A 22932-nucleotide genomic window follows, 5' to 3' on the forward strand; every position below is an offset into this window, starting at 1 on the left:
CTTCTCACCAGTTGCGGAATCTTGAGGGCGGCGCGTAGAGCCCGCCCGACCAATGGACAAGATCCTTGATGGAGCGCGCCGCCAGCATGCTCCGGTCGGCGTCGAGCGGATTGATACCGATATCTTCAGGACGGCGGATGGCACCGCGCTCGCGCAGATGCTGGACCATCTTAGCGTCGCGGCCACGGCCGACGTCGGTGTATCCCGCCACCCCGCGGATCGCCTGCTCGCGCTCCCTGGCATCACGACAGAGCAGCAGATTGGCGATGCCTTCCTCGGTGACGATGTGCGTTACGTCGTCGCCGTAGATCATCACCGGCGCCAGCTCGAGATTCAGCCTTTCGGCGAGTTCGAGAGCATCGAGCCTCTCGACAAACAGCGGCACGTTCTTTTCGCCGAAGGTCTCGCCGATCTGCACGACCAGCTTGCGGCCACGGCGCAGCAGCGTTGACCCCTCGGGATCGGCTTCCCTGCCGGCCTGCAGCCAGGGCTCGCTCGGATGTCGCCGCCCGCGCGCATCAGAGCCCATGTTCGGCGCCCCGCCAAAGCCGGCGATGCGCGACGTGGTGACGGTGGAGGAATTGCCCTGAAGATCGATCTGCAGCGTCGAGCCTATGAACATGTCACAGGCATAAAGGCCGGCCGTCTGGCAGAAGGCCCGGTTAGAACGCAGCGAACCGTCGGACCCGGTAAAGAAGACGTCGGATCGGGCGCGGATGTACTCATCCATCCCGACCTCGGAACCGAAGCAGTGTATCTGCTCGACCCAGCCGGATTCGATGGCCGGGATCAACGCAGGGTGAGGGTTTAGCGCGAAATGGCTCGCCACCTTGCCCTTCAGTCCGAGTTTCTCGCCATAGGTCGGCAAGAGGAGTTCGATCGCGGCGGTGTTGAAGCCGATCCCGTGGTTCAATCGCCTGACGCCATAGGGCGCGTAGATGCCCTTGATCGCCAGCATGCCGGTCAGGATCTGCGACTCGGTGATTGCAGCGGGATCGCGTGTGAACAGCGGTTCGACGAAGAACGGCTTGTCGGCCTCGACAACGAAATGCACCCGGTCCCCCGGTATGTCGACGCGCGGAACCTTGTCGACGATCTCGTTCACTTGGGCGATAACGACGCCGTTCTTGAAGGCTGTGGCCTCCACGACGGTCGGCGTATCTTCAGTGTTAGGCCCGGTGTAGAGGTTGCCGTCATGGTCGGCGCTGACTGCAGCGATCAGCGCGACGTTCGGCGTGAGGTCGATGAAGTAGCGCGCGAATAGCTCGAGATAAGTGTGGACCGCACCGAGCTCGATCTTGCCGCCGAACAGCATCTTCGCGATGCGCGCCGACTGCGGGCCGGAATAGGCATAGTCGAGCTTCTTCGCCACGCCGCGGTCGAATAGGTCGAGATGCTCCGGCAGCACGACGCCGGACTGCACCATGTGCAGGTCACGCACCTTGGCTGGATCGACAGCAAGGAGGGCGGCGCAGAGCAGATCCGCCTGCTTCTGGTTGTCACCCTCCAGGCAGACGCGATCGCCAGGGCGGACCACCGCTTCCATCAGTTTGGTGGCGTCGCGCGCATCGACGACCTTGCCCTTCGCCAGCCTCGCGCAGGCTTGGATACGGGCGTCGCGCGCTTCCCGGCCACGCTGCCAGGTCGTCATCGTCTTTGCTCCTCCAGCAGGCTCCGGATTGCTGGCCGAAATTAGTCGCGGAGCTCCCTGGAGTATTTCCTCAAGCAACCATGTTTTCGACTTTGCACGCTGCCGAACCCGGCAATTGCATGACGGAGCGAACGTTGCCCGGTTCCTCCACTTCGCAACCGTCTTCTGATCGATGCCGTAGCGATTGCGACAGGGACTGAAGACCGATCAAAGCATGCCATTGTTAGTCTGAGTGGAGCGATCACCGTGGAACCGGCAGCGCTTTCGTCTTGCCAGACAGTCTGGCTCCAATCGCCAGACTTTCGGGAAACCAACTGACGAAAGCCCGCATCGCCGCAGCGGATTGAGGGAGGGCTGCAATGCGTGCCAACACGGTGGCGGTGCGAATGCGGGTTGCGAATTGTCTGTTCCAGGCCTTTGAGTAGCGGCTGCCGGCGGCAACGCGCGCCTCGCGACCCCATCGGTCGAACCTGGCCAATTCGGTGGCCAACAGCCAGCCGGACTGCAAGGCCATGGAGATGCCTTCGGCGATGATGGGATGGGACTCGCCGGCAATGTTGCCGACCCGAAATATGTCGTCGGCAAAACGCGGACGAATGCCAGGGCGTATAGGCCCGGCGGCCAGCCATTCGCCATCGAGCGTTGCCCCCCCGATCGCGGAAACGGTACCAGGACAGGATGCCAGGATGTGCGCGTGAACGACTTGGCCCGCCGACAAAGCACCACTTTTCTCACGCAACCTGGCCAATATGTCGCGGCGTATGCAGCAGGACAGCGACATCCTGTTCTGATCCGTCCACACCATGCCGCCATAGCCGCCCGGAAATACCAGGAGAGGCATGAGGTCTCGGGCGAGCGAAGCTCCTTTGAAGTGAGCCTTGAAGCCAAACAGATCGTGGGGCGCACTGCTTTTTGGGAGGTTGGTTGGAAGCTTTCCCTGCTCCCAAGAGCCATGCGCGGCTATCACGACTGGCGCAGCGAGAACCCTCTGATCGTCTTTGCCGCTGATCCGGACTGCGGCGTTCTCCCCATCGCTGATGATCGTCACCGCGCGGCAAGGCTGAAAAACATCGGCTCCGGCATTGCGGGCAGCGTCCAAAAGGATGCCATCCAGAACGTCGCGGCCAAGTGCACGCCCAAAAGCGTCTCCCGCCGCCCGGGGCATGCCCGCGTCTATGCCCGGGCCCGACGCAAACAATGCAACTCGCCTGACTTCCGGGCCTGCCTTGGCGCGAATCGCGGCGCCCGCTCCCAAACGATCCAACAGCTCCAGATTGACTGCCGACATGAACTCGCCGCAGACTTTTCGGCGCGGGAATTCGCTTCGTTCGATGATGGCAACCGCGCGCCCCTGGCCGCACAAAGCCAAGGCCACCGACGCGCCACTTGGCCCGGCACCTATGACAATGGCATCGTACATCGCGGGAGCGCTTCCTTGGGGATGACGCTGAAAGCGTGGGTAAACGGGCCAATCCTGCGTTCTTCACACTGCTGGCTGGAACCCGATGGCCACAGACTGGAAAGTTCATTGCCCGCGAACCCCGCGCGGACGCTCGCTGCTGCATCGTGCATGGTCACCTCGTTTGCGCCAATGATGCGTAGGAGCGAGCACATTCTCAAGGCACTGGCGTTTCGGCTTGGCTCGGTGGCGAGGAACACCGGTGCCCGTGAACGGAGCGCTGCAAACAGAACCTTCAAGTCCGCGTCGGAAAAATGGTGGAGGAACAGATTGGCCGAGACAACGTCGTAAGCGCCGGCGCCGGGCTTTGCGATCCAGTCAAAGACGTCATCGGTGACGGTTTCAACTCGCCATCCGAGTGCGGTGAAGTCCGCGCGCCGTTTGTCTGAGATGAGGTTGACCTGGTCAAGCATGACCAGATCCACGTCGGTCCAGCTCCTAGCCAAACGTCTTGCAACCGAGAGCATGAATGCCCCGTCGCCGGAGCCGAGTTCCAGAATCCTGTTAGGCGTTTTGCGCACGTTCGCCTTCAAGAGACCAGACATGATCGCGCTCTGAAACATCAGCGCGTTTATCCAAACGAGGTCGCGCCGGGAGCCGATTGCCCTGGGATCGTCGGGGGGCAGGATATCGAGCAGTTCCGGCTCGGTCCGACGGCGGTCGAGATCTTTGGTCAACTCAGGCATTGCCGGCCGTATGGAACATCATCGTCTCAGCCGTCAGGCCGGGTCCGAATGCCATGGCACAACCCACGCGGTCTTCCGTGAATTCGCGCAGCATTCGCTCAAGCACGAACATGACCGTGGCGGAAGACATGTTTCCGTTTTCGCGAAGGACCTCACGCGACATCAACAAAGCAGTGGGATGGAGATTCAGCGCGCGCTCTACTGCATCGAGTATCGAGCGCCCACCTGGGTGGACAGCCCAAAGATCAACGCTTCCGACGCTGCTGGCTCCCAGAATTCTGCCGATACCTGTAGCGAGCACACCTTGAATTGCGCCAGGGACTTGTCCCGACAAGACCATGTCGAAACCGTCGTCGCGAATGCCCCAGGTCATCAGGTCGCGGCTGTCGGCGGCGACGATCGCGTGAAAACTATCCAGGCCGATCCCGAAGGGTCGGGCAGTCACCGACGCGGCCGCGCAACCATCACCCCAGAGGCAGAAGGACAGCAGTTTTTCGAGATCGCTGGTCTCCCTGAGATGGAGCGTACAGAGTTCAATACAGACGATTACGACGTGAGCCTCGGGTTCGGACCGGATGATGTGCCGTGCCAGCTTAAGCGCGTTGATTGCCGCGTAGCATCCCATGAAGCCGATGATCGTGCGTTCAACTGTGGTCGGCAAATTGCATCGAGCAATTATCTCCAGATCGATACCTGGGGCGGAGAAACCGGTGCACGTCGTCACGATCAAATGCGTGACGCTCGTCCTGTCCTGGAGGAGCCGCTCCACGGCTTGCTGGGCCAGAACCGGCGCAGCGGCGGCAAACATTTCCATGCGTGTCGCTGTTCCTGGAAATGCACCCCGCTTGAAAACGCCCGCCATGTCCACACTCGGACCCTCGGGATCGTCGGCAGGCGCAAAGCACGAATAGCGATGCTCGATCCCGCCCTTGTCTGCCATGCGATTGAAAATCGCGCGGCGACGGGGGTTTGCCGTCAACTGAGAGCCAGCAAACTGCAGGAAGAACCTGTGAACGCTATGGTCAGGGACGGCCGTCGCAATTCGGTTGATGAAAGCTTGAGCGCACATTTTTTTCCTTGGCTTGCCGCCGCAAGCTTGTGGTCACCGAGGAAAGCGCCATGTGTTGGAGGCTCGCAGCGGATCTGCGCCTTCGACGGCAATGGCAAACTCTATTGTGGTAAACGCTCAGAACAGGAAATGCTTCCCTTGGACCCCTGCCCTTCGCCAAATTTCAGGCCAATGCGGTTGGACCGCAACCGAAACCTCGCTGGACAACGAATGTTTTGCGCCGCTTGCCCCAAGCACCGTGAAGCCCGGCAAACCGATCTCGGGAGGTTTGCGGCGCCCGCTTGGTCGCCGGTCACGCTGACAGCGCGGTAAGGCCTTTCCGCTTGTCCAAGATCAGGCTGTTCCGGGATTAGATGTCAGTGGCTTTGGGACGGCCTGAATGCCGTTTTCCTGAAATGCCTGGTGGACGGCGATCAAAGCGGCGCGGCGGATCATGAAGTGTCTGCCCGCTTTCGCCTTGAATTTGGCCCGGATGACCAGCGTGCCGTCCTCGACTTCGGCAATTCCCTGGCTCTTGAACGGCTCGAGCATATCTGCAGCAAGTTCCGGGTTGGCCGACATATCCTGGCCGATCTTCTTGAAAATCTTGCGGACTTTGTCGACATCGGTGTTGAATGCAACGCGAAAGGTCAGTTTCTCGATCATCCAGTCGCGGCTGAAATTCTGGATCTTGCCAATCTCGCCATAGGGAATTGTCGCCAAGGCACCGCGCTGATGGCGCAGGGAAACCGACCGGACCGAGATTTTTTCTACGGTCCCCTTGGCGCCTGACGTTTCGATATATTCGCCGAAGCGGAATGCATCGTCGATCAGGAAAAACAGCCCGGAGACCAGGTCCTTCACCAGCGTCTGCGAGCCGAAGCCGATGGCCAGCCCGAACACGCTCAAGCCGGCGATCAGAGGCCAGACATTGACCCCGATCGACAGCAGGATCGAGAGCAGCGCCAAGGCCACAATGCTCGATTTGCCGACCGCGCTGAGCAGCGGCACCAGCGTGCCCAGCCGTGAACGCGGCGCACCCAGCGCCTCCTCGTCACCACTTACGGCGGGTAACTCCGCGCGCAACGCGCGAGTCGTCCCCGTGCCGACCACGTTCCACAGAAACGCCGCCCCCAACATGATCAGCGCCAAACCGGATGCGCCCTTGGCGACCTCTCGCAGATCTATGCCAAACCCCGCAGCCAGCGGTGTCGCCCATAGCGTTCCAAGCATGGCAATCATGATAGCCACGACGGTGAAGCGCGCGGTCTGTCGCCCTGCCGCTGCCACGATCGAGATGTCAGGAGACTCCAATCCGCGTTGCGCCCAGTTCCCGATCATTGCGTCCAGATGCGGCGCGGCGAGAAATATCAACCCGGTCAGCAGAACGGCCGACCCACGAAGTGATGCTCCCATGGTCAGCGCGGCCTGAGTGGTGAGAAAGGTGATTATCAGGAACACGATCACGATTGCCGGCCACACTTTGGCGAGTCGGGTGCGCCAGCGGCTTCTGGGGCGCGGACCGGCGACGGCGGCTGCCATTGTGCGTCTGTGCCGCCATACCGCCCATGCAAACAGAACGTAGATCGGAATTGCCAAGCCTGTTCGCAGCAGATCCCCCAAGGCCGGCCCGACGCTCCAGATCCGCAAAGTCGCGAACAGCGTAACGCCGATGAGCGCCAAGCCAATAGCAAGCGAGAGGTCGCGTACGAGCGCCGCCAGATGGGCGGAGTGCTCCACGAACTCGGTTCGCCGCGATGCCATCAAGAGTGATCTGACGGCGGCGAGGATGATGAAGCCGAGCACGGTGACCACCGTCCAAAGGTGAAGGGTTTGCAAAGGCACGCCAGAACCGGCCAGCAGCCGCGCAGCAATGAAGCCGATCACCAGCGCCACTACAATAGCCGCCACGCCCGCGAAGAATCTGCGCGATGCACTGCTTGTCGCACTCGCCTTCGCGAACCGCCGGGCAAGCAGGATGTACACGCCGGCGACGAGCGCAACGACCAACACAATCTCGAACAGGAGCCCAAGAAGAGATGTTCCCCCGGCTGCAAGCGAGGCCCTCAGGTTTTCAAGCTCGACGGGGACGTTGCCCAAAGCGGAAACCCGCGCGAACAGTCCGGAGACGAAACGATCGGCGAGCTGTTCGAAGCCCGAAATCAACGAAGTAACGTCCGTTTCCGCCGTCTTGTCCATCGATTTCCCCCTCTTCAGCGCCTCGGAAGCCAGTTCCGGCGGTCAAGGCCGCTGTCTCGCTATCCAGCACCCGACCGTCGCACAATTCAAGCTTCTTTTCTGTCCGGACCTGTTGCTCGCGCGCGGGGTCCGAGCGCACTGAACTTGTCGGCCCAGAGCGCAAGGACCGCGCCGACGAGATAGGCCTGATTGGCGATGTCTATCAGGCGTTTACAGTGGCTTTCTTCTGGCCGATTCTTAGAAAACCAACATCTCATTCAGCTCTCTATTTGACGCCTCACCCTAAGCAAGTGCGCAAACGACAATGGCCCATTCGACGGTTGTGTTTCATCGTAGCGGAGCGGGAGTGTTGAGAAGTTTGCGCGACATACAATCGCTAGGCGGGAGGCATCGCCGCAAGGAAGCCACTGGCCAGCAGATATTCATAAAGATGCCGTAGAGGCGGTGCGGGACGCAACTGATCGGCAGTTATCCATGGCCCGCTGCCGTCAACCTCCCATCCGCGTTCCAGTTCGGTGTTGAGCATGTGAAGCAACTCCTCGCGAGGGCACGGATAGGCCAGCACGCGCACGTCGGAGCCGAAAAGCCGTGCGATACCCTCGAGCAGGCGGCCTTCCAGGTGCCGATATCTCACATCGTCGAAAATCCGCATCAAGGCAGGCAGCGGCACGGCAAAGCGCAACGGAGCCTGCGTATATCGACGCACGAATGCGGTGGTGCGATACAACTGGCGATACCGCGTCATCATCGCTGCACCCTTGCCCATTGCATGCATCGACGCATCCGAATCGACGATCATCAGGCGCACGTCGATGACATCCTTCGCCTCAGGATTGCCAGCGACCTCGCGGCGAAGCGTTTCAAGGCACGCCGCAATCGCTTCCGGCGAAAGGTCGTCGTGCGGGTCGCTCGCCAAAGGCACGATGACCACGGACTTCTTGTACAGAAATTCGTTGGCAGCGACGGCCGCACCATCACCGTCCAGCGTCACTGCCTCAGCCCTGCCGTCGCGTGCCAAGGCCGTATGCAGTTCGCGCATGTCGCAACCCGCGAACGCCCTGCCCCGCATGACGATCTGATCAATTTCGAGACGATCATCTGCAAGGTTGTCGAACATCCTCGCAGGCAAATCTCCGGGCGCTGCCCGCTCATTCAGCAGTGCATGCAGCAGGTTCACACCCAGAATGCCCACCGCCTCCTGCTGAAGCAGGTTGGCATTGTCGCGAAGGGTTGCGTGCAGCAGAATGTCGCTCGCCTCAGCCTGCGGCTGATCCTGAAAGCGGACGCCGATCCAGCCGTGGCAATCGTTGGTGCCGGCAAAATTGCGGGCGGCGATGGTATCGGCGAAAGTGAACAACCGCGTGTCTTTGCCGCGTGCATCACCGACCTGTTGCACAAGCGATTTCCATTCACAATCGAGCAAATGCCTTCGCAACAAGAACATTGGCAAGATCGACGAAGAACGACCCCGCCAGAGTGATCAGCAGGAAGGCCTTCGGGGCAGGTCCGTAGCGGCGCGCCACCTCGTCCATGGTCGCCATCGCAACGGGCATCGAAGATATCCCGAAGCCGAGGAAACCGCCGACCGTAACCGCTGCCTCATAGTCCCGGCCCAGCAACCGGAATAGAATGAAATAGGCAATCGCCACGATGACCATGATCTGCAGCAGCACGTTGACGAAAAGTGGTCCGAGTATAGCGGCAACAGCAATCAGCTTGGTGCTCATGAGGCTGAGCACAAGGAACAGGTTCAGAGCAACCTCGCCGCCCTTTTGAATCGGCTCGAAGTCCAGCCGGATGCGGGTCCAGTCAACAAGGTTCGTCAGGAAAACTCCCGCGAGCATCGCCGACAGGAAGCCAGGCAGCAGTAATCCTGCGTCCTTGGCCCAGCTATTGAGCTTGTCGCCAAGAAGGACCGATACCGCAACAATCAGGATGGTTACCAGAATACTCTGAAGGTTCCAGCGACCCTCCTCAAATGCTGCCGGAGCCTCTATTTGCGGCTCGGCTAAGGAGACCTCAGTCTGCGGTGCCGCAACCGGGGAGAGTCTGTGACGCCCTATCAGCCAGCCGGCAATGGGTCCCGACACCAAGGCGCAGTGATGACCGCAAGAGTCGCCGCTCCTGCTCCGACCGCTTGCGCGTTCTGAAGCCCGACGGCCTCCGCCTCCTTCGCCCAGGCAAGTGCCGTCCCGGGTCCACCGACGAAGGAAAGGCTCCCGGCAAGGAGCCCATAGAAGGGGGGTGCGCCCCAAGCCGCGGCGACATCGATGCCAACCAGATTCTGGCAGACCAGAAGAAGCACCGTCACCGCGCAGAGGATGGCCAACGGACGGCCACCGTCTCGCAGCGCTTTCAACTTCGCCGACAAGCCGATCGTCGTGAAGAAGACAAGCAACAGAAGATCGCCGAGCTTTGTGCCGAAGGCGACCTCCGTTCCGAAGATCACCTGAGCAAGGAGAACCAGTAGAGCCACGATCATGGCTCCGATCACGGCGTTGGGCATGTCGATGCGTTTCAGCACTGGAACCATTTGACGGATGCGGGTTCCCGCGAGCAACGCGATCAAACCAATGATCAGCGTTGCAAGTTCCGAGAATTCAATATGGTCCGCTGCCATAGGCTCAATCCCCTCGTCGAAGCTCCGCGAGCGCTTCCTTCATCGTCACCAATCTCGCTTCGGCGAATGGCTGAACGTCTTCGGCGATGCAAATAACAACTGCGCCGCTCGACCAGCCTGCCCACCTGCGAGCCCCTTCCCAGATCAACTGCCAAGGCCTGGAGACGGCACGCCAACCCGGATCAATCTCGAAAAATCCGGCGAAAGGCCCGACTTCCGCGCACGGTCGTCTATGTGGGCCAACTCCCGCAAGGTTGACAATGGCAAGCGGGTATCGAGCGCACCGCGGTCGTACGCATAATCAGGAAGATAGCCGTTAACAATGAGCCGCCAGTCGAATGGAACCACGTCGCCGACTGCTCGCATCATCTTGACGATCGTCGTCGTGCAGTTCGTCGTGATGGAATTGTAGAATGCAGGCTTCGTGGAAAGCGCATTTGCGTCCGAGACGTATTCCAGCAGAAGCGTCCGGGCCGCGTCAGGCGATGCTTTCAGACGATAGATCTGGACATCCTCTCCCCGAACATTTGACCTGACACCGACCACGTCTCGCTCGTCGGCCGCGATAACAACCAAGGGATTGCTCTTGAACAGATCCGCTATGGGCGAAAACTCGCCACCTACACGGCGCCGCACCTCAATGGACCAAGCAAGATATTCACCGCCCGAGAAGCCAAAGCTCATGATGACATGGGCCATTTTCGGTCCAGCCCAATAGGACATGAAGAGGTCGGCGGTCTGAACCGTGGAAAGGTCGTAGGTTCGGGTTGTCCAACGTTCGGTGAAATCGGTGTCGCTGCGCCATTCGAAATCACGCACGTCTTTCAGGGTTAACAGGTTTCCATCGCGCGTCCCGGTTACCTGACGGGCGACATCGGGCGCCCAGTCGGCTTGGCCCAGAGGCTTGATGGTGCTCCACCAAACCAGAACCGCAGCAAACGCGGCGAGAAACAGGGCAAACGCCCGGAAGCGAAAACGGCTGAAGAGCGCAATGACGGTGCCGAAGCCGAACAAGATGAAAAGGGCGCAGGCCACAGCCCGGCCAAGCTCTCCCACGGGCAGACGATACCACATGGCGAATCCGACCCAGGCGGCCACGGCGGCAATGGCGAGCGACAAGATAATGGCGAACGAGATTCGAGGGATGCGATGCATCATTCCCCTTCCAGCCCTACGGTACCAACAAAGGCGTCTCTTCAGGGGCGGCCGGGGTCGCTTGCTGCCGTCCGAATGCCATTCTCACGCAGCGCTCGAAGCAACTTCGAGATGGAGCATCATTAAGCCTCGCTGCCACCCTGGCCTGGATTAATCATTTCTTGCAACCCTTCATGGAGGTCGCCGGTAAAATACAACCCTTGTTGGTTTTGTTGGCCTGTGTCCTTGGAGAGCCGGTCAAATTCTCGACCTCGTTGCCGTAGTTTTCTCTGGTGTTCTGATCGACCACTGCAACGGGTGCCGAAATCACCAACCCTGCGGCACTGCCAGCCGCAGCCGCCGCGCCGGTCGTCGCTTGCACGATCGTGTCGCCAAGGCCCACCCTGCTGTCGGTCAGGGTCTGGCCAGCAGCCATCCGCGCTCCAATCAACTGGACGATCTGCGGAGACGAGGCGAACTTGCCGTGATTCAAACTGTCTCCGGATTTGACCTTCGTCAGGTCGATGACGGTTACATTGTTGCTCGAAAGTTCTTCCTTGTATGGAGCCTCTTCCGGATTGATAGAGCCGAGCCGGGGGATGTTGCCCCAGACCCGTCGCGAAAATGCGAGCGCCCGGTCATCCTGCGAGACAAAGAGGGTGAACTGGGGGTGCTGTTTGCCCATGTCGGCAATCTGTGTGCGAAACACGTCGACATCGACGTCAGGCGCGGCCAGCATGACGTTCTTGAACTTCGCCGGCAGTCCGCCATTGCGGATAGCCATCTGGCGCAAGGATTCCAACGCAAGCCAGTTGCCCATCGAATGGGCGAGGATCGAAACCTCTTTCACTTCAGGATCGCGAGCGAGGTATTGGAACAGCGTCTCGAGCGCATCTCGCGTGTAGTTGGTGCTTTCGCGATCGTAGCCATAGGCCAGCGTACTGCCTCGGGAAGGCCATGTGACCAGGATCGGAGCGCTGTCGGTGCCCGTATCGTGGGCGATCTGCGCAAAGCGATAGAGGGAGTCTTCGAAGCGGTTGTTGAAGCCATGGACGAATACCAGGACGCTGTGGTCCGGGCTCTTCCTGACGGTGGCGTGCAGCCATTCCTTCGCGCCATCCCGTGTTAACTCTTCGGCTTTCACCACCGCGAAATCGGTTGCCGGGTTTGACGGCAGCTTCTTGGGCCAGGCGACCTCGCCGACCTTGCGCACCGATGCTGGTGGGATCGACACCGTAATGTCCGCAAATGAAGGATCCGTCCCGCGTTCGCCCGTATACATCTCGGCCGGATTGGTGGAGCGAGCGCGGGTCGTCGTCACCAGCATCTCCACCTTGCTGGATGCCGGTGATGTATCGGCCACGGGCAACAACACGTTCGTTGGACGAGATGCGCAACCGCTAGACAGGCCGATCAGTGCGAATGCCAGCAACGCACGGGGGACACACATCAATTTGAACTCGCCTGCAAAGCCGGCTTCCAAAACGTCCCCCTCACGTGTGCAACGTCAACAAGCCGGCTCGGATACTGCTTGTTACCAATCGAAGTCAGTTGACAATGATTGCCTCGACAGTGGCACCCAAGATCCGATCGGCACGCTGCTCCACACCACCAACCAAGTACCGGAATCCGTTCTTTTGCGCAACTGCTAGGCCCCGCGTCTCAACATTTCGCCTGGCTGCGCGCCGCCGGTCCGCTCCTAACTAAACAGCGAGGCATTCAACGAAGAGGTCGTCGCGTACCCGGTCGCTGCAAGCCATGCCGCCGACTTTACTTTATGCGGGCGACGCGACCCGAAATCTCGATCGTTTCCGACCCGGTCAGGGCCTCGAGGTCACCATTGGGCCAGGTGACGAAACAGCCGTTCGGGCAAAATTCCACGGTCTCGCCGGGATGCAGCGCAAGCTTCGTCTTGCTGCCGCCTTCCGTCACGATCAATGTTCGGATCTCGCTGTCCTTGTTAACCACGCTGGCTGCCAAAGCCGAACCACCCACGGCAAGAACAGCAATGGCGGCGGCGAGCGACGTCAACACGTCGCACTTGATCGACCGATTTAGTGGCGGGCAATATTTGAACTGCTGTGTCACTAGGGTCGTGAACCACCCATTCGGGTTGATCATGAAGGCGCCTCTGCCGACGAGGCTGGCATTGGCGATGGGATCACCGTTTCCGAACCGGGCTAGTCACCTGTCAACTGCCATTTGTTGTCGGGATTGAATTGCTTTATCGCGCCGGCCACAGCCTCCGTCTTCGGGCCTAGATCGGCCTCGTAGACGATACCTTGCTGATTGACCACAAAGGTTTTGACGCCCGTTTCGGCATATTTCACGGGCCAGGCCACCAGCGCGAAACCCGCGATCATGTTGCCGTTGATGATATAGTTGTAGGCGCCTCCGGCGATATTCGCGCCTTGGCCGGTCAGGATGCGGAAGCGATACCCAAAATAGCCATTGCCTTTCTTCGCCTTGCCGAGAGCCGCCTGGTTGATGAAATCGCCTGCCGGACTAACGCCATTGGTGTCGTCGGACGGCCAATATAGTCCGTCGGCCCGGCCCTCGCTGCTGATCAGTTTCTGGGCGTATTCCAGCACGCCATCGCCATCGCGATCTTCTGCCGCGTAGTCACGCTGAGCTTCCACATAGGCGCGAACCGTTTCGATCGCTGTGATCTCATTTTCCCCAACGCGCCGGTTGATGATCTCTTCGATGCCAGCCTGGGTATCGAAAGCCCACTTGCCGTCCTTGCCCTTGGTGATGGGGAATGGCAGCGTCCATAGCTTGTCACCAATGTCGAGTTCCTTGCGGTCGCCAAGATCACGGACAATCAGTGTCTTGGCAGCGCCTTGCTGGATCTGCGTGTAGGTGTCCATCACGCCTTCACTTGTCCTCAGCTTTGCGGCATCCAGCCCAAGCAGTACGGCCAGTCCATCGAAATCATCCTTTGCCAGGACTGACTTGAACGCGTCCACAGCCGCCGAGGGATCATCGAAAAGCGGCGGACCTTTCTTGGCCACGTAATCCTCGAGGCTGTGCACCTCCTGCGCGCTGGCAAAATTTGCGGAACCCGCGCCAATGCTCAAGATCATTCCGGCCCCGAGCAGCGAACGTAGAACAAGACTCCGGACGGACGTTTTCATGTCGGTTCTCCTCGCCAAACTTATTAACGCCTGCCACCGCCGCGCCCGCCACCGCCGCGCCCGCCGCCGCGCCCGCCACCGCCCTGCCTGCCACCGCCGTGCCTGATCATTTTGTTGCCGCCACCGCCGCCGCTGCGAACTCCGCCTCCTCCCATGCTCCTCGCGCCGCGCTGGGAAGAAATCTGCTGACGTTTTCCGGAACTGACGTTGCCAAGGCCTGAAGGATTCCTCGGTCTGTTGTCCGCTCTCGCTGCGGGCCTGGGCTTGCCGACCGGGCGATTGACTTTCCCTGACGCTTTTGCGGCAGCGCCGTCATTCCTTCGTGCCGAAGCATTCGAGTTGTTCTTGGTTGGCCTTTTGGAATCCGACCTCGACGCCGGGGGCCGGTTTTTCAAGCCCTCTTTGATTTCGCGTTGGCGGACGTCCTTCACGTTCCCGGACTTTCCGGCAAGCGTGCTCGCTCGGTCCCTTTTTAGATCGGACGCCTTGTTGCGCATATTGTTGCGATCGTCGGACTTGACCCGGTTGCTGATCTTCGTCTTGTCGATGTTGGCGAATTGGTTCTTGTCAAAATTTAGTTTCGAACGGTCGACGTTTTTCCAGTCGACGTCGTTGAAATTGACCTTGCCTTTTATGTTGTTGAGGCAATTGTTGCAGTCGATATCGATATCGTTGCCGTTCCAGCGGCCTCCCGACACACCCCAGTCATTCCAATCCACTGCCGCTGCCCAGACGGCACCAGTCACGAAAGCCGCGAAATAGGGCGCGGTGGGGTAATAATAACTTGGGTAGGGGTCTGGATAATAGGAGATCGGAGCGACCGGATAGTCGGTGGCATAAAGCATTTGCGGCTCGTACCGTGGAACGTAGATCGTGTCTGCGCTCGCGGACTGGATGACGACATTGTCGTTCTCCTCGACAACCTTGATCTTGTCATCGGACTTGATCACGCCTTTGGCGACAGCCGTGTCGCGCAACTGCTGAATGGCGACCAGAACGTCTTTTTGCTGATACGTCAGTGCGTCGCCAAGCGCCTGGGTCCACTCCAGATCGTCGTTCATCATTTTGACGATGTCGGGATAGTTGAGCAGTGAGATGACGCTGCCGTCCCAGCTTTCCTTCGGTTTCAGGCCTGGCTTCTTGGCGACCTGATCCAAAAACCGGTTCGCTTCCACGATCTGCAATGGATAAAGCGACGCTTCGGAAATCACCGCGACAAGTTCATCGGGATAGAGCGCTATTCGCGCTACCAGAACTTCGAGTTCATCCTCGTCGAGCGGTTCGGGCGCCGGGGTAGCCGCTGCGCTGGCTGTAGCAGCGGCTTGATCCTGAGCAATCGCGAAAGAGGGCGGACCCGAGCAGATCAAGAACGTCAGTATGGCCACAGCCCCAACAGGCCAACGCGGAAACTTGATCTCCATTGTCGTCCCTCCAAGGTATGTGAACCTAGTTGTCAGCGATGTTCTGCCGAGTCCGAGCGAGTGATCTTGCCTTGGCGTTATGTTGGCGCATTACCTGCCGAGGGGCAATGTAAGTAACTGTATGCTACGTGTGCGACCCTTCACTTGTGAACCTCGCTGGTTAGCGCATCGGGGCGCGAGCCTGCGGAGCGGTGCCGCTTGGCGCGAAGAGGGCAGAGGCCAAGCAAAGCCAAGCCTTTGATAAGATGGCGGCGTTCCATTTCTCCTCCATCAGATCGATTGCAATCGGCAGCGCGCTCGTCACGGTCTGCTCGAACAATCCTTCAGTGGCCACCCAGCACGAGAGTCTGGACGGGCAGCAACAATGCCTGAATCCGAAGGATCATGGCATGCACAAGCCCTACGGTGTCCACCACATGCAGGAACACCCATTTGAGCGTGCCGATGTCCTTTGCCGCGAGCGCGTCGTGATTGTTGGTGTATGCGTTTGCGATGCAGCTGCTGCCCGGCGGCAAGCCGTCGAGCTCCCCCGGATAGAGCGGTTCGAGGAAGACCGTGAGGGTTCCGCCCTGCGCCAGCTGTTGAACATCGATGAGCTGATCTGTCGGCCGCAATTGTCCCGCCGCGATGACATCCTGTACCTGGGTCACGACCAGGGGAAGGATCGTAAACGGCTTGCCGATGCATGTGGCCTCGGCAATCATCCCCTCTTTCATCACCTGCGCCTCGATCTGGCCAAAGCCGGCAATCAGAACACCACGTCCGGCGCCCTCGGGGACCAGGATGCCGGCGGGCCGTATCATGGTGTTTACGACGTCCCCGGGTCGAAGCGTGAACTGCTGGACGGTCCCCGCGACGCCAGCCCGAACCAGGGTCTTGTCCAGATCGACCTGTGCCTGCGCAAGCGCTGCCTGCGCGCTGGCTTTCTGGGCCGGCAGCAGCGAGCTGATCTTCGTTTCGATGGTCCGCTTGCTTGCGACGGCGGCATCAAGACCACCCTTGCGACCGTCCACGGCGTTTTGCAGCCGCTCGACCTCCCGAACCGAAACGACGTCCTTTTTCACCAGCTGCTGCTTCATTTCCAGTTCGTCCAGGGCCTGCTGGTAGGCGCCTTGCGCCTGCTGGATGAGCCCATCCGCCGCTGCAAGGTCCGTTTGCGCAACCGTGGCCTCGGCGTCGGTTTCGGCTATCTGGCGCTGTGCCGTCTCCACCGCCGCTTCCTGCGCGGAACTGTCAAGCCGAAAGAGCGGATCACCGGCTTTGACCTTTGCATTTATGCCGACGAACACCTCGGCAACCCGGCCCACGGTTTCAGGAAGGATGGTGACGGTGCGGAATATCGCGGAGACGTTTTTCGTCGAAGGATGATAATAGAAAATGAGGGTGATCAACGAAACGGTCAGCACCAAGCACGCCGTGATGCCCCAGCGCAGCTCGTACCACATCGTATAGAGGTTGATCTCGCGCCCGATACGCTTGCCTTGCACATAACGGCGGAAAAGATAGTCCGGAAAGACCGTGAGCAACGAACAGAGAATTAGCTCAAACATGGCTCAGAGCATCCATGCGCGCGATGTCGATTTTCTGCTCGGGACCAGGCTGCACTATCGCCTGCTCCTCCGCCTGCTCCTCGGCGGCGGGATCGCGCCCGGACAGTTTCTCGAGCGAGCGTGCAATCGAAGACATCGGCGTCTTGAAATCCGGCAGATCGATGAACGCCAGCAACAGACCCGCGATCCAGAAAAGATGGTTGTGGGTAAAAAGCGAGATCAGACAAAGGACAGCCACAATCTCCATTTGCACTTTTTTCGACCCATGCGCCATTCGTTCCGGAAGGGCATGGAGTCGAAAGTACAAATTGCCTATGATGAGGACCATTGCCAAAATCAAGACGACGACCACATTGAACAGCCAATCGGTCTGGCCGGGCGCAGTGACGAAGATCGGCAAATGCTCGATCGCCGCAGGATGTGTCGTGTCTGCCATTTCTCCCCTCCCACAAAGACTCTCACGGCCCGCCCAGCCAACGTACCATTCTCCAGATTGCCTGTCGATGGATTGGAGGAACGGGTAGTGGGTCAGTTTGAAATTTCAGTAGTTGTTGAGCGAAACAGCACGGTTCCGTCTTCGGTCGCAATCTCGCGCACCTCCGACGCATAGAAAAAGTCGCTCTCGCGGTCCACATGCGCGTCTGCAATGTTGGTTGATATGTGGTCGAACTCGTCTCCGGCGTCACGACCGGGGACAATATTCAACACCCGAAGTGCGGCACCATTGCTTAGCCTGACAATCGCAGGCGGTTAGAGCCTGGAGCGCAAGGCATACATCGCCAGCAAGCCGAGAACAAGAACCGCAATCACGGCGCCGGATCCTCAATCTGCGGCTCGCCTTCGACCGGGGGCTGGTGCAGCCAGTCATTGAGCAACACATAGGCGACTGCGAGCAGCACAGGGCCGGTAAACAGGCCGAGCAGGCCGTCGGCAAGCATGCCGCCGATGACACCAATGAGGATTACCGGCATCGGCGCTTCCAGCCCGCGGCCGAGCATCAATGGCTTGAGAATGTTGTCGCTGAGCCCGGCGAAAAGGGTCCAGACCGCAAAGATGATCGCCGGCGTGGTTGCTTCCGTCGAAAAGACATAAACTATGACAGGCAGGGTCAGCAGCACCGCCGGCACCTGCACAAGAGCCAGCAAAAACGTTGCGAGAGTCAAAAGTCCAGCTGCCAGGAGGCCAATGGCGAAGAAGCCGATCCCGACGAGCAGCGCCTGGATCACTGCCACGCCGACAACGCCTACTGCCACGCCGCGGATCGTGGCGGCGGTCAGCGTAACCAGGTGAGCCCCGCGTGCCGTGCTGCCGGTGACACGTTCCAACAGGCGCCTGGCGAATTCGGCGGCGCCCTTGCCGTAGGCGATGAGCGCCGCGGCAATCGCGAACGAAAGGACAAACGATAGTTCACCCGCGGCCAGACCGCCCACGAACGACATCAGCTGTGCCGCGGGCGCGCTCAACATCTGGCCGTATTTGGCAAGCGCCGCCGGCATGTTGGTGGCGACGAGCGCCCAGGTCTCCGTCAGTTTCCGGCCGACCAGCGGGAGGTCGGCAAGCCATGCCGGCGGCGGTGGCACGGTCAGGCTTTGGTTCTGCCACGCGGTGACGAGCGAAACTATGGAAGACCCAAGCGACGTCACCACTGTGACCATCGGCACCAGCATCACCGCAACGCTGACCAGCCCTATCAGCAGCGCCGACCACCGATTGCCGACCCGAGCGGCCAGGCGCTGATGCAGCGGATTCAGCATCACCGCCAGGATCACCGACCAGAGCAGGATGCCGGCAAAAGGCAACATGATCCTTCCGCAGGCGTAGACCAGCAAGGCTATCAGCCCAATTCGAAGTGCGGCATCAATCATGGTCGAGCGCGGAAGAGCGTGATCGGGATTTGGCGCGTTCGGGTGCATTATTTATGCCTCGCTGCCCGGTCATGCCTAGATGCCTAGACGACCCAGCATCTTATTGATTATTTACGTCTTTCGGCCTTCTTGCAAGACCACCGCGAGGTGCCGGCAGTTGTAGGCGCCGACGCCCCGTCAAGCGGCCTTCACGTATGGTCGATACCTTCATGTCCCCAATTTGTGCCGCGCGCGTAGGCCCACCAATTGTAGTGATTGCTGCGATCGCATCCAGAAGCCGCCGATGACAACGCGGTGCGCCGACGCCACTTCCGGATAATGATGGTCCGAACCCATTGGGAATTCGCCCCCGGGGATCCCCACCATGCCCTCGCGCGCCAGCGCCTCGGTCGGCCTGCCCATCCCGCCGTTAGGGCAATCAGTCCCCAACATTGAACATTTCGGATGCGTCAGGCAGCATGGTCTCTGAATGAACCACCATTCTCACCGCATCCAGCAGGAACAGAGGGGGTCGGCCAGGCTGGCGGTTTCCGACGGATCCTTGGCGCCGATCATTTCCCCGGTACCCAAAGCGGCAGGGCAGCGGTCAGGACGCGCCACACTGCAGCATAGCCCCGACAGGCCGTTGGATGTCCTAAGCGCACTTGTCCGATTAGGTCTTCTCTATCCATAGTCCCCACCAGCCCTGCGTGGGCATCGATCTCGCGGGACTTAATCATAAGCTACGTCTAATATAATGTGCAGCTATCCATTTGGCGCAAGATCGTGACGGGTCGCGCGAAACCGCCGGCGCGGGGGACCACGCCGCACAGTTGAATGCTGATCATCGACCGACTGGGCGTGGGCAGGAAAGCTGGCGCCGCGACATGACCTCCCGAACGTCGAGGGGAAAACGGTGGCCCGCACCTGAACTCAGACATTCGAATTCGACTAAAGGCAATCAAACCGGCTCAACAGATTTCACGTTGCCGTCGGTGTCCACGAGGCAGCTTGTCTTCTTGCCGCCGGCATCGAGCTCGACCTGATAAGTTTTGGAATCGATCTTGCTCGAGGAGATCGGAAGTATCTTGGCGCTGTTGACGCCGCTCGACTTGGCGACCGCGTTGGCGCAAAGAAGCTGCAGATCCGCCGGAGCCGTCTCAACCTGCGTCCTCGACATCTGCTCCGGAGCAGGCGGCGGCGTGCTGACGCAAGCGCTCAAGCTCTGCGCCATGAATCCAAGAGCTACAACCAGGATCGATCTTCTCACTGCACGTTTTTCCGACATTGCTTGGCCCTCTCCGAATGCCGCTTCAAACGCCCTTGTAAAGGGCCGCCCCCTGCATCAGAACGATGACCTTGGCTCCGACCTTGACGCGGGACGCCAAGTCGGTGATGTCGTCGTTCCGCATCCGGATGCACCCTGATGACACGTCGAGCCCGATCGTCCAGGGCTCCGGCGTGCCGTGTATCCGGTAGATCGTGTCCTGATCGCCCTCGTAGAGATAGAGTGCCCTGGCGCCGAGCGGATTGTCGGGACCTCCCGGCATGCCTGCCGCATATTTGACCGCGTTCGGATCCCGAGCGACCATTTCGACCGGGGGCGTCCAGGTCGGCCATTCCGCCATGCGGCCGACGCGCACGATACCGGCCCATCCAAAGCCTTCCCGGCCGACGCCGATGCCGTAGCGCATGGCCTGCTGACCCGGCTGCACAAGATAGAGAAAATGCTTGTTGCCATCGATGATGATCGTACCGGGCACCTCAGCGGTGCGGAATTGGACCATCTGCGGGCGAAATGCCTCGGGCACCTCCTTGTGGGCTGCGTAGTATTTTCGCGCTTTCTTCTTGTCGTAGTCGACCCACTTATGTGTCTGCGGATCGAACACCTGCGTCTGAGCGGCATACGCCAGTGTCGCGCCGATCGCGGTCATGACAAGCGCGGCGCCGAGAACGAGGCAGCGGCCAGCCAATCTGCGATCATTGCTTTTCGAAGTGACGGACCGGTTTGCGAGCGAAAAGGTCATGGTCGTCCCTGCCTCTACTTCGACCAGGCGCTAAGCCGGTCTTGATGCTTTGCAACCCAGGCCTGCGCGTACTTGGCAGGATCTTGCCGATCGACCTGCAATGCGTAGCTCATTTCGGTGACCTCGTCTGAGCTGAAGTCGACATGAGAGAGGAAGGCCGCCACTTTCGGCAGGCGCTTGGCCATCGATGAGGCAAACCCGATGTAGAAATGGGATGCGTCCCACGCCACCGGCGCCTCAGATTTTGTAAGCCAGTCAGGGTCGTCGCTCGGCATCACGATGTGCCACTTGGCCGGATCGTATTTCGGTTCGGTCAACTGGACGATATCATGGAGCTTGAACATATGGTGCGGACTGTAGCAGTAGAATGCCATCGGTTGCCCCGTTGCCGCGGCCGCATCGACTGCGGCCATTGCCATGTCTTCCGGCATCTGAAGGAGCGTCATCGTTTTTTCATAGCCGTAGCTCTTGGCCCGGATCTTCTCGATGCTCGTCGACGACCAGCCCAACGCGCCAATCCACATTTCGCCCTTGCCGTCGCCGTCGGTATCGAACACGGCCGCTTTTTTGGGATCGGCCAGATCTGAAATGTCCTTGACGCCATATTTGTCAGCCGTCTCGCGCGTCACGCAGATGCCCTGCGTAGCCGACACACCCCTGGGACTGAGGTCCACGGTCTTGCGCCCGTCGACGTATTTCTTGACGAGTGAATCGAGATTGGGAAGCCAGACTTCCGGATAGACGTCGACCTCCCCGGTATCCATCCCGGCGAATGCGGTCATGGAGCCCATCTCGCGCACGTCGGCGTCCAGATTGAGTTTTTCCTTCAATCCGTACTTGATGATATTGGCCGCGGCCTGGCCCGATGGCCAGTTCGGCATTGCAATGAGGAGGTCAGCCGCAAGGGACCGGCCATGCACCGCCAGCATCGTCAGTGCCGCCAGCGACACTTTCAGCAGATGTCGCCGAAATCGACTGTCCATTTTTTCCCTCCCCGCGGACCTGAGATGAACCGCGGCGGCAACGGGAGGACCCCCGATCCGCCACGCAACCGGCACACCACCGCCGGAACCGCTCTTGTCTGCCAGCCGGCGTTCCATCCCGTTCATTGGTTCGTGTTGTCCCGAGACTACCGGATGGAGCCGGGAGCGGAACGTAAGTTACGTGGAGGGCGGGGTAACTTTTTGACTACGAGGCCGTTCAAACGGCTCGCATCGGCGGCTTAATCTTAAACTGTGCCGATCACATGGAAATCAGTCGAAGGGCGGCGCCCTGCCCATGACGACCGATCGCTAGTAACAATTACCGGAATCGGCTTCCCTGGGCGAACATCGGCGATAGTATCTGTCTGAGTGATACCCATCGCCGTAGTATCGGTCGTGGTAATGCGGATCGCCATAGTACGGATCGACATCATACCGATCGACATAATACGGATCGCCGTAGTACGGACCCCCGTAATAGTCACCGCCTCCGTAGTACCCGCCGTAGTAGCCGTTGCTGTTGGCAATCATGCTGCCGAGCAGCGCGCCGGCGACAAATGCGCCGCCCGGGGCCCAGAAGTCGTTGTGCCAGTGGTAGTGGCGGTAGCCGCGATAACCCCTGTACCAGCCGTCCCGAATTTGGATGACATCGGACTGAGCGCTTTGTGCCCTAGGCACGAAGACCGGCGCGGCATCAACTGGAACAGAACTCGCAAGTACAAAAGTTGCGACGAGGGAGGTCGCTATGCCTGACAGGACTCTCATGATCGCGTCCTCGCTGGTGGCAATGTTTACCGTGTGCGAAACGTCGTCATTAGCGATACGAAACGTCGTCGATGGAAATTTGTTCCAGACACCTGCAAATTGCCTGAAGCGGCTCCAAACGTTTGACCGCCGGCCGTCGGCACCTTGTAACGGACCGGATTTGGCCAGCTTGAATTATCGGGTACGGCCGGACGCGGAGGAATGGTCTTCCCTTGCCCCGCCCAATCAATGAGACTATCGGATGTTATTGCTGGTCATGCCGGACTATTTCCTCGACGCAGCGGCGGCGCCTTTGGTCGCACAGCCACAGACCATGCCGCTCCCGGTAGAAAATGCAACTTCAACGTATTGCCTTTGCTGGGCCTGACGTTGACCAGATTGCCGCTGTGTTTGATGGCCCGCCGGAAC

At 59.9% G+C, this 22932-nt stretch carries 20 protein-coding genes and 1 pseudogene; all 21 read right to left on the reverse strand.

Translation table 11 applies throughout. The features are described from left to right. Positions 1 to 4: 4 nt before the first annotated feature. Positions 5 to 1651: a malonate decarboxylase subunit alpha gene (mdcA, locus tag AC07FD_RS08560; RefSeq protein WP_478349491.1), complete on the reverse strand. Its 1647-nt coding sequence runs from the start codon at positions 1649 to 1651 to the stop codon at positions 5 to 7. Positions 1652 to 1892: 241 nt separating this feature from the next. Beyond that, a complete protein-coding gene (locus tag AC07FD_RS08565) occupies positions 1893 to 2492 on the reverse strand; it encodes a hypothetical protein (protein ID WP_478349536.1) in 600 nt (199 codons plus the stop codon). Positions 2493 to 2654: 162 nt separating this feature from the next. Next, positions 2655 to 3071, reverse strand: a pseudogene (locus tag AC07FD_RS08570) (NAD(P)/FAD-dependent oxidoreductase); the annotation flags it as partial. Then, entirely contained in the window at positions 3050 to 3787 is a 738-nt protein-coding gene (locus AC07FD_RS08575) for a methyltransferase domain-containing protein (protein WP_478349492.1), read from the reverse strand. The pseudogene AC07FD_RS08570 and the gene AC07FD_RS08575, both read right to left, overlap by 22 nt. Position 3788: 1 nt before the next feature. Continuing rightward, positions 3789 to 4865 (reverse strand): type III polyketide synthase, encoded by a 1077-nt coding sequence (locus AC07FD_RS08580; RefSeq protein ID WP_478349493.1) that lies wholly within the window; start codon positions 4863 to 4865, stop codon positions 3789 to 3791. A 333-nt stretch (positions 4866 to 5198) separates the two neighbouring features. Beyond that, complete coding sequence (locus AC07FD_RS08585) at positions 5199 to 7043, reverse strand: mechanosensitive ion channel family protein (protein ID WP_478349494.1); 1845 nt, start codon at positions 7041 to 7043, stop codon at positions 5199 to 5201. Between the two features lie 376 nt (positions 7044 to 7419). Next, positions 7420 to 8439, reverse strand: a complete 1020-nt coding sequence (locus AC07FD_RS08590) for a hypothetical protein (protein WP_478349495.1) — start codon at positions 8437 to 8439, stop codon at positions 7420 to 7422. Positions 8440 to 8452: 13 nt separating this feature from the next. After that, complete coding sequence (locus tag AC07FD_RS08595; protein ID WP_478349496.1) at positions 8453 to 9133, reverse strand: sodium/glutamate symporter; 681 nt, start codon at positions 9131 to 9133, stop codon at positions 8453 to 8455. Continuing rightward, positions 9106 to 9663 carry a sodium/glutamate symporter gene (locus AC07FD_RS08600; RefSeq protein WP_478349497.1) on the reverse strand — a complete coding sequence of 186 codons (558 nt, stop codon included), beginning with the start codon at positions 9661 to 9663 and terminating at the stop codon, positions 9106 to 9108. Before AC07FD_RS08600 ends, AC07FD_RS08595 begins: the two co-directional genes overlap by 28 nt. 144 nt (positions 9664 to 9807) lie before the next feature. Then, entirely contained in the window at positions 9808 to 10818 is a 1011-nt protein-coding gene (locus AC07FD_RS08605) for an Lnb N-terminal periplasmic domain-containing protein (RefSeq protein ID WP_478349533.1), read from the reverse strand. A gap of 154 nt (positions 10819 to 10972) precedes the next feature. Further along, positions 10973 to 12247 carry an alpha/beta hydrolase gene (locus AC07FD_RS08610; RefSeq protein ID WP_478349534.1) on the reverse strand — a complete coding sequence of 425 codons (1275 nt, stop codon included), beginning with the start codon at positions 12245 to 12247 and terminating at the stop codon, positions 10973 to 10975. Between the two features lie 320 nt (positions 12248 to 12567). Next, complete coding sequence (locus AC07FD_RS08615; RefSeq protein ID WP_478349535.1) at positions 12568 to 12831, reverse strand: hypothetical protein; 264 nt, start codon at positions 12829 to 12831, stop codon at positions 12568 to 12570. A gap of 146 nt (positions 12832 to 12977) precedes the next feature. Continuing rightward, positions 12978 to 13934, reverse strand: a complete 957-nt coding sequence (locus AC07FD_RS08620; protein ID WP_478349498.1) for a DUF2950 domain-containing protein — start codon at positions 13932 to 13934, stop codon at positions 12978 to 12980. A 23-nt stretch (positions 13935 to 13957) separates the two neighbouring features. Then, entirely contained in the window at positions 13958 to 15355 is a 1398-nt protein-coding gene (locus tag AC07FD_RS08625; RefSeq protein WP_478349499.1) for a DUF3300 domain-containing protein, read from the reverse strand. Positions 15356 to 15678: 323 nt separating this feature from the next. Beyond that, on the reverse strand, positions 15679 to 16905 hold the full coding sequence (locus AC07FD_RS08630; RefSeq protein WP_478349500.1) for an HlyD family secretion protein: 1227 nt from the start codon (positions 16903 to 16905) through the stop codon (positions 15679 to 15681). Then, positions 16898 to 17341, reverse strand: coding sequence for a hypothetical protein (locus AC07FD_RS08635; protein ID WP_478349501.1), 444 nt, complete (start codon positions 17339 to 17341; stop codon positions 16898 to 16900). The genes AC07FD_RS08630 and AC07FD_RS08635 overlap by 8 nt, the downstream gene beginning before the upstream one ends. 370 nt (positions 17342 to 17711) lie before the next feature. Further along, positions 17712 to 18818 carry an AI-2E family transporter gene (locus AC07FD_RS08640; RefSeq protein ID WP_478349502.1) on the reverse strand — a complete coding sequence of 369 codons (1107 nt, stop codon included), beginning with the start codon at positions 18816 to 18818 and terminating at the stop codon, positions 17712 to 17714. Positions 18819 to 19710: 892 nt separating this feature from the next. Next, the gene (locus tag AC07FD_RS08645; protein WP_457155891.1) at positions 19711 to 20037 is read right to left on the reverse strand and encodes a hypothetical protein; all 327 of its coding nucleotides are present in this window, start codon (positions 20035 to 20037) and stop codon (positions 19711 to 19713) included. A gap of 25 nt (positions 20038 to 20062) precedes the next feature. Continuing rightward, positions 20063 to 20776, reverse strand: coding sequence for a L,D-transpeptidase (locus tag AC07FD_RS08650; protein ID WP_457155380.1), 714 nt, complete (start codon positions 20774 to 20776; stop codon positions 20063 to 20065). Positions 20777 to 20790: 14 nt separating this feature from the next. Beyond that, complete coding sequence (locus AC07FD_RS08655) at positions 20791 to 21759, reverse strand: ABC transporter substrate-binding protein (RefSeq protein ID WP_477227840.1); 969 nt, start codon at positions 21757 to 21759, stop codon at positions 20791 to 20793. A 309-nt stretch (positions 21760 to 22068) separates the two neighbouring features. Next, complete coding sequence (locus AC07FD_RS08660) at positions 22069 to 22437, reverse strand: hypothetical protein (RefSeq protein ID WP_478349503.1); 369 nt, start codon at positions 22435 to 22437, stop codon at positions 22069 to 22071. Positions 22438 to 22932 lie beyond the last annotated feature (495 nt).

The organism is Mesorhizobium waitakense, assembly GCF_056431085.1.

What these genes read in the sequence shown, in the direction of transcription:
- mdcA (WP_478349491.1), bottom strand. Translation starts at nt 1,651, where the DNA reads ATGACGACCTGGCAGCGTGGCCGGGAAGCGCGCGACGCCCGTATCCAA.
- AC07FD_RS08565 (WP_478349536.1), bottom strand. Translation starts at nt 2,492, where the DNA reads ATGCCTCTCCTGGTATTTCCGGGCGGCTATGGCGGCATGGTGTGGACG.
- AC07FD_RS08580 (WP_478349493.1), bottom strand. Translation starts at nt 4,865, where the DNA reads ATGTGCGCTCAAGCTTTCATCAACCGAATTGCGACGGCCGTCCCTGAC.
- AC07FD_RS08585 (WP_478349494.1), bottom strand. Translation starts at nt 7,043, where the DNA reads ATGGACAAGACGGCGGAAACGGACGTTACTTCGTTGATTTCGGGCTTC.
- AC07FD_RS08600 (WP_478349497.1), bottom strand. Translation starts at nt 9,663, where the DNA reads ATGGCAGCGGACCATATTGAATTCTCGGAACTTGCAACGCTGATCATT.
- AC07FD_RS08605 (WP_478349533.1), bottom strand. Translation starts at nt 10,818, where the DNA reads ATGCATCGCATCCCTCGAATCTCGTTCGCCATTATCTTGTCGCTCGCC.
- AC07FD_RS08610 (WP_478349534.1), bottom strand. Translation starts at nt 12,247, where the DNA reads ATGTGTGTCCCCCGTGCGTTGCTGGCATTCGCACTGATCGGCCTGTCT.
- AC07FD_RS08620 (WP_478349498.1), bottom strand. Translation starts at nt 13,934, where the DNA reads ATGAAAACGTCCGTCCGGAGTCTTGTTCTACGTTCGCTGCTCGGGGCC.
- AC07FD_RS08625 (WP_478349499.1), bottom strand. Translation starts at nt 15,355, where the DNA reads ATGGAGATCAAGTTTCCGCGTTGGCCTGTTGGGGCTGTGGCCATACTG.
- AC07FD_RS08630 (WP_478349500.1), bottom strand. Translation starts at nt 16,905, where the DNA reads ATGTTTGAGCTAATTCTCTGTTCGTTGCTCACGGTCTTTCCGGACTAT.
- AC07FD_RS08635 (WP_478349501.1), bottom strand. Translation starts at nt 17,341, where the DNA reads ATGGCAGACACGACACATCCTGCGGCGATCGAGCATTTGCCGATCTTC.
- AC07FD_RS08640 (WP_478349502.1), bottom strand. Translation starts at nt 18,818, where the DNA reads ATGCACCCGAACGCGCCAAATCCCGATCACGCTCTTCCGCGCTCGACC.
- AC07FD_RS08645 (WP_457155891.1), bottom strand. Translation starts at nt 20,037, where the DNA reads ATGTCGGAAAAACGTGCAGTGAGAAGATCGATCCTGGTTGTAGCTCTT.
- AC07FD_RS08650 (WP_457155380.1), bottom strand. Translation starts at nt 20,776, where the DNA reads ATGACCTTTTCGCTCGCAAACCGGTCCGTCACTTCGAAAAGCAATGAT.
- AC07FD_RS08655 (WP_477227840.1), bottom strand. Translation starts at nt 21,759, where the DNA reads ATGGACAGTCGATTTCGGCGACATCTGCTGAAAGTGTCGCTGGCGGCA.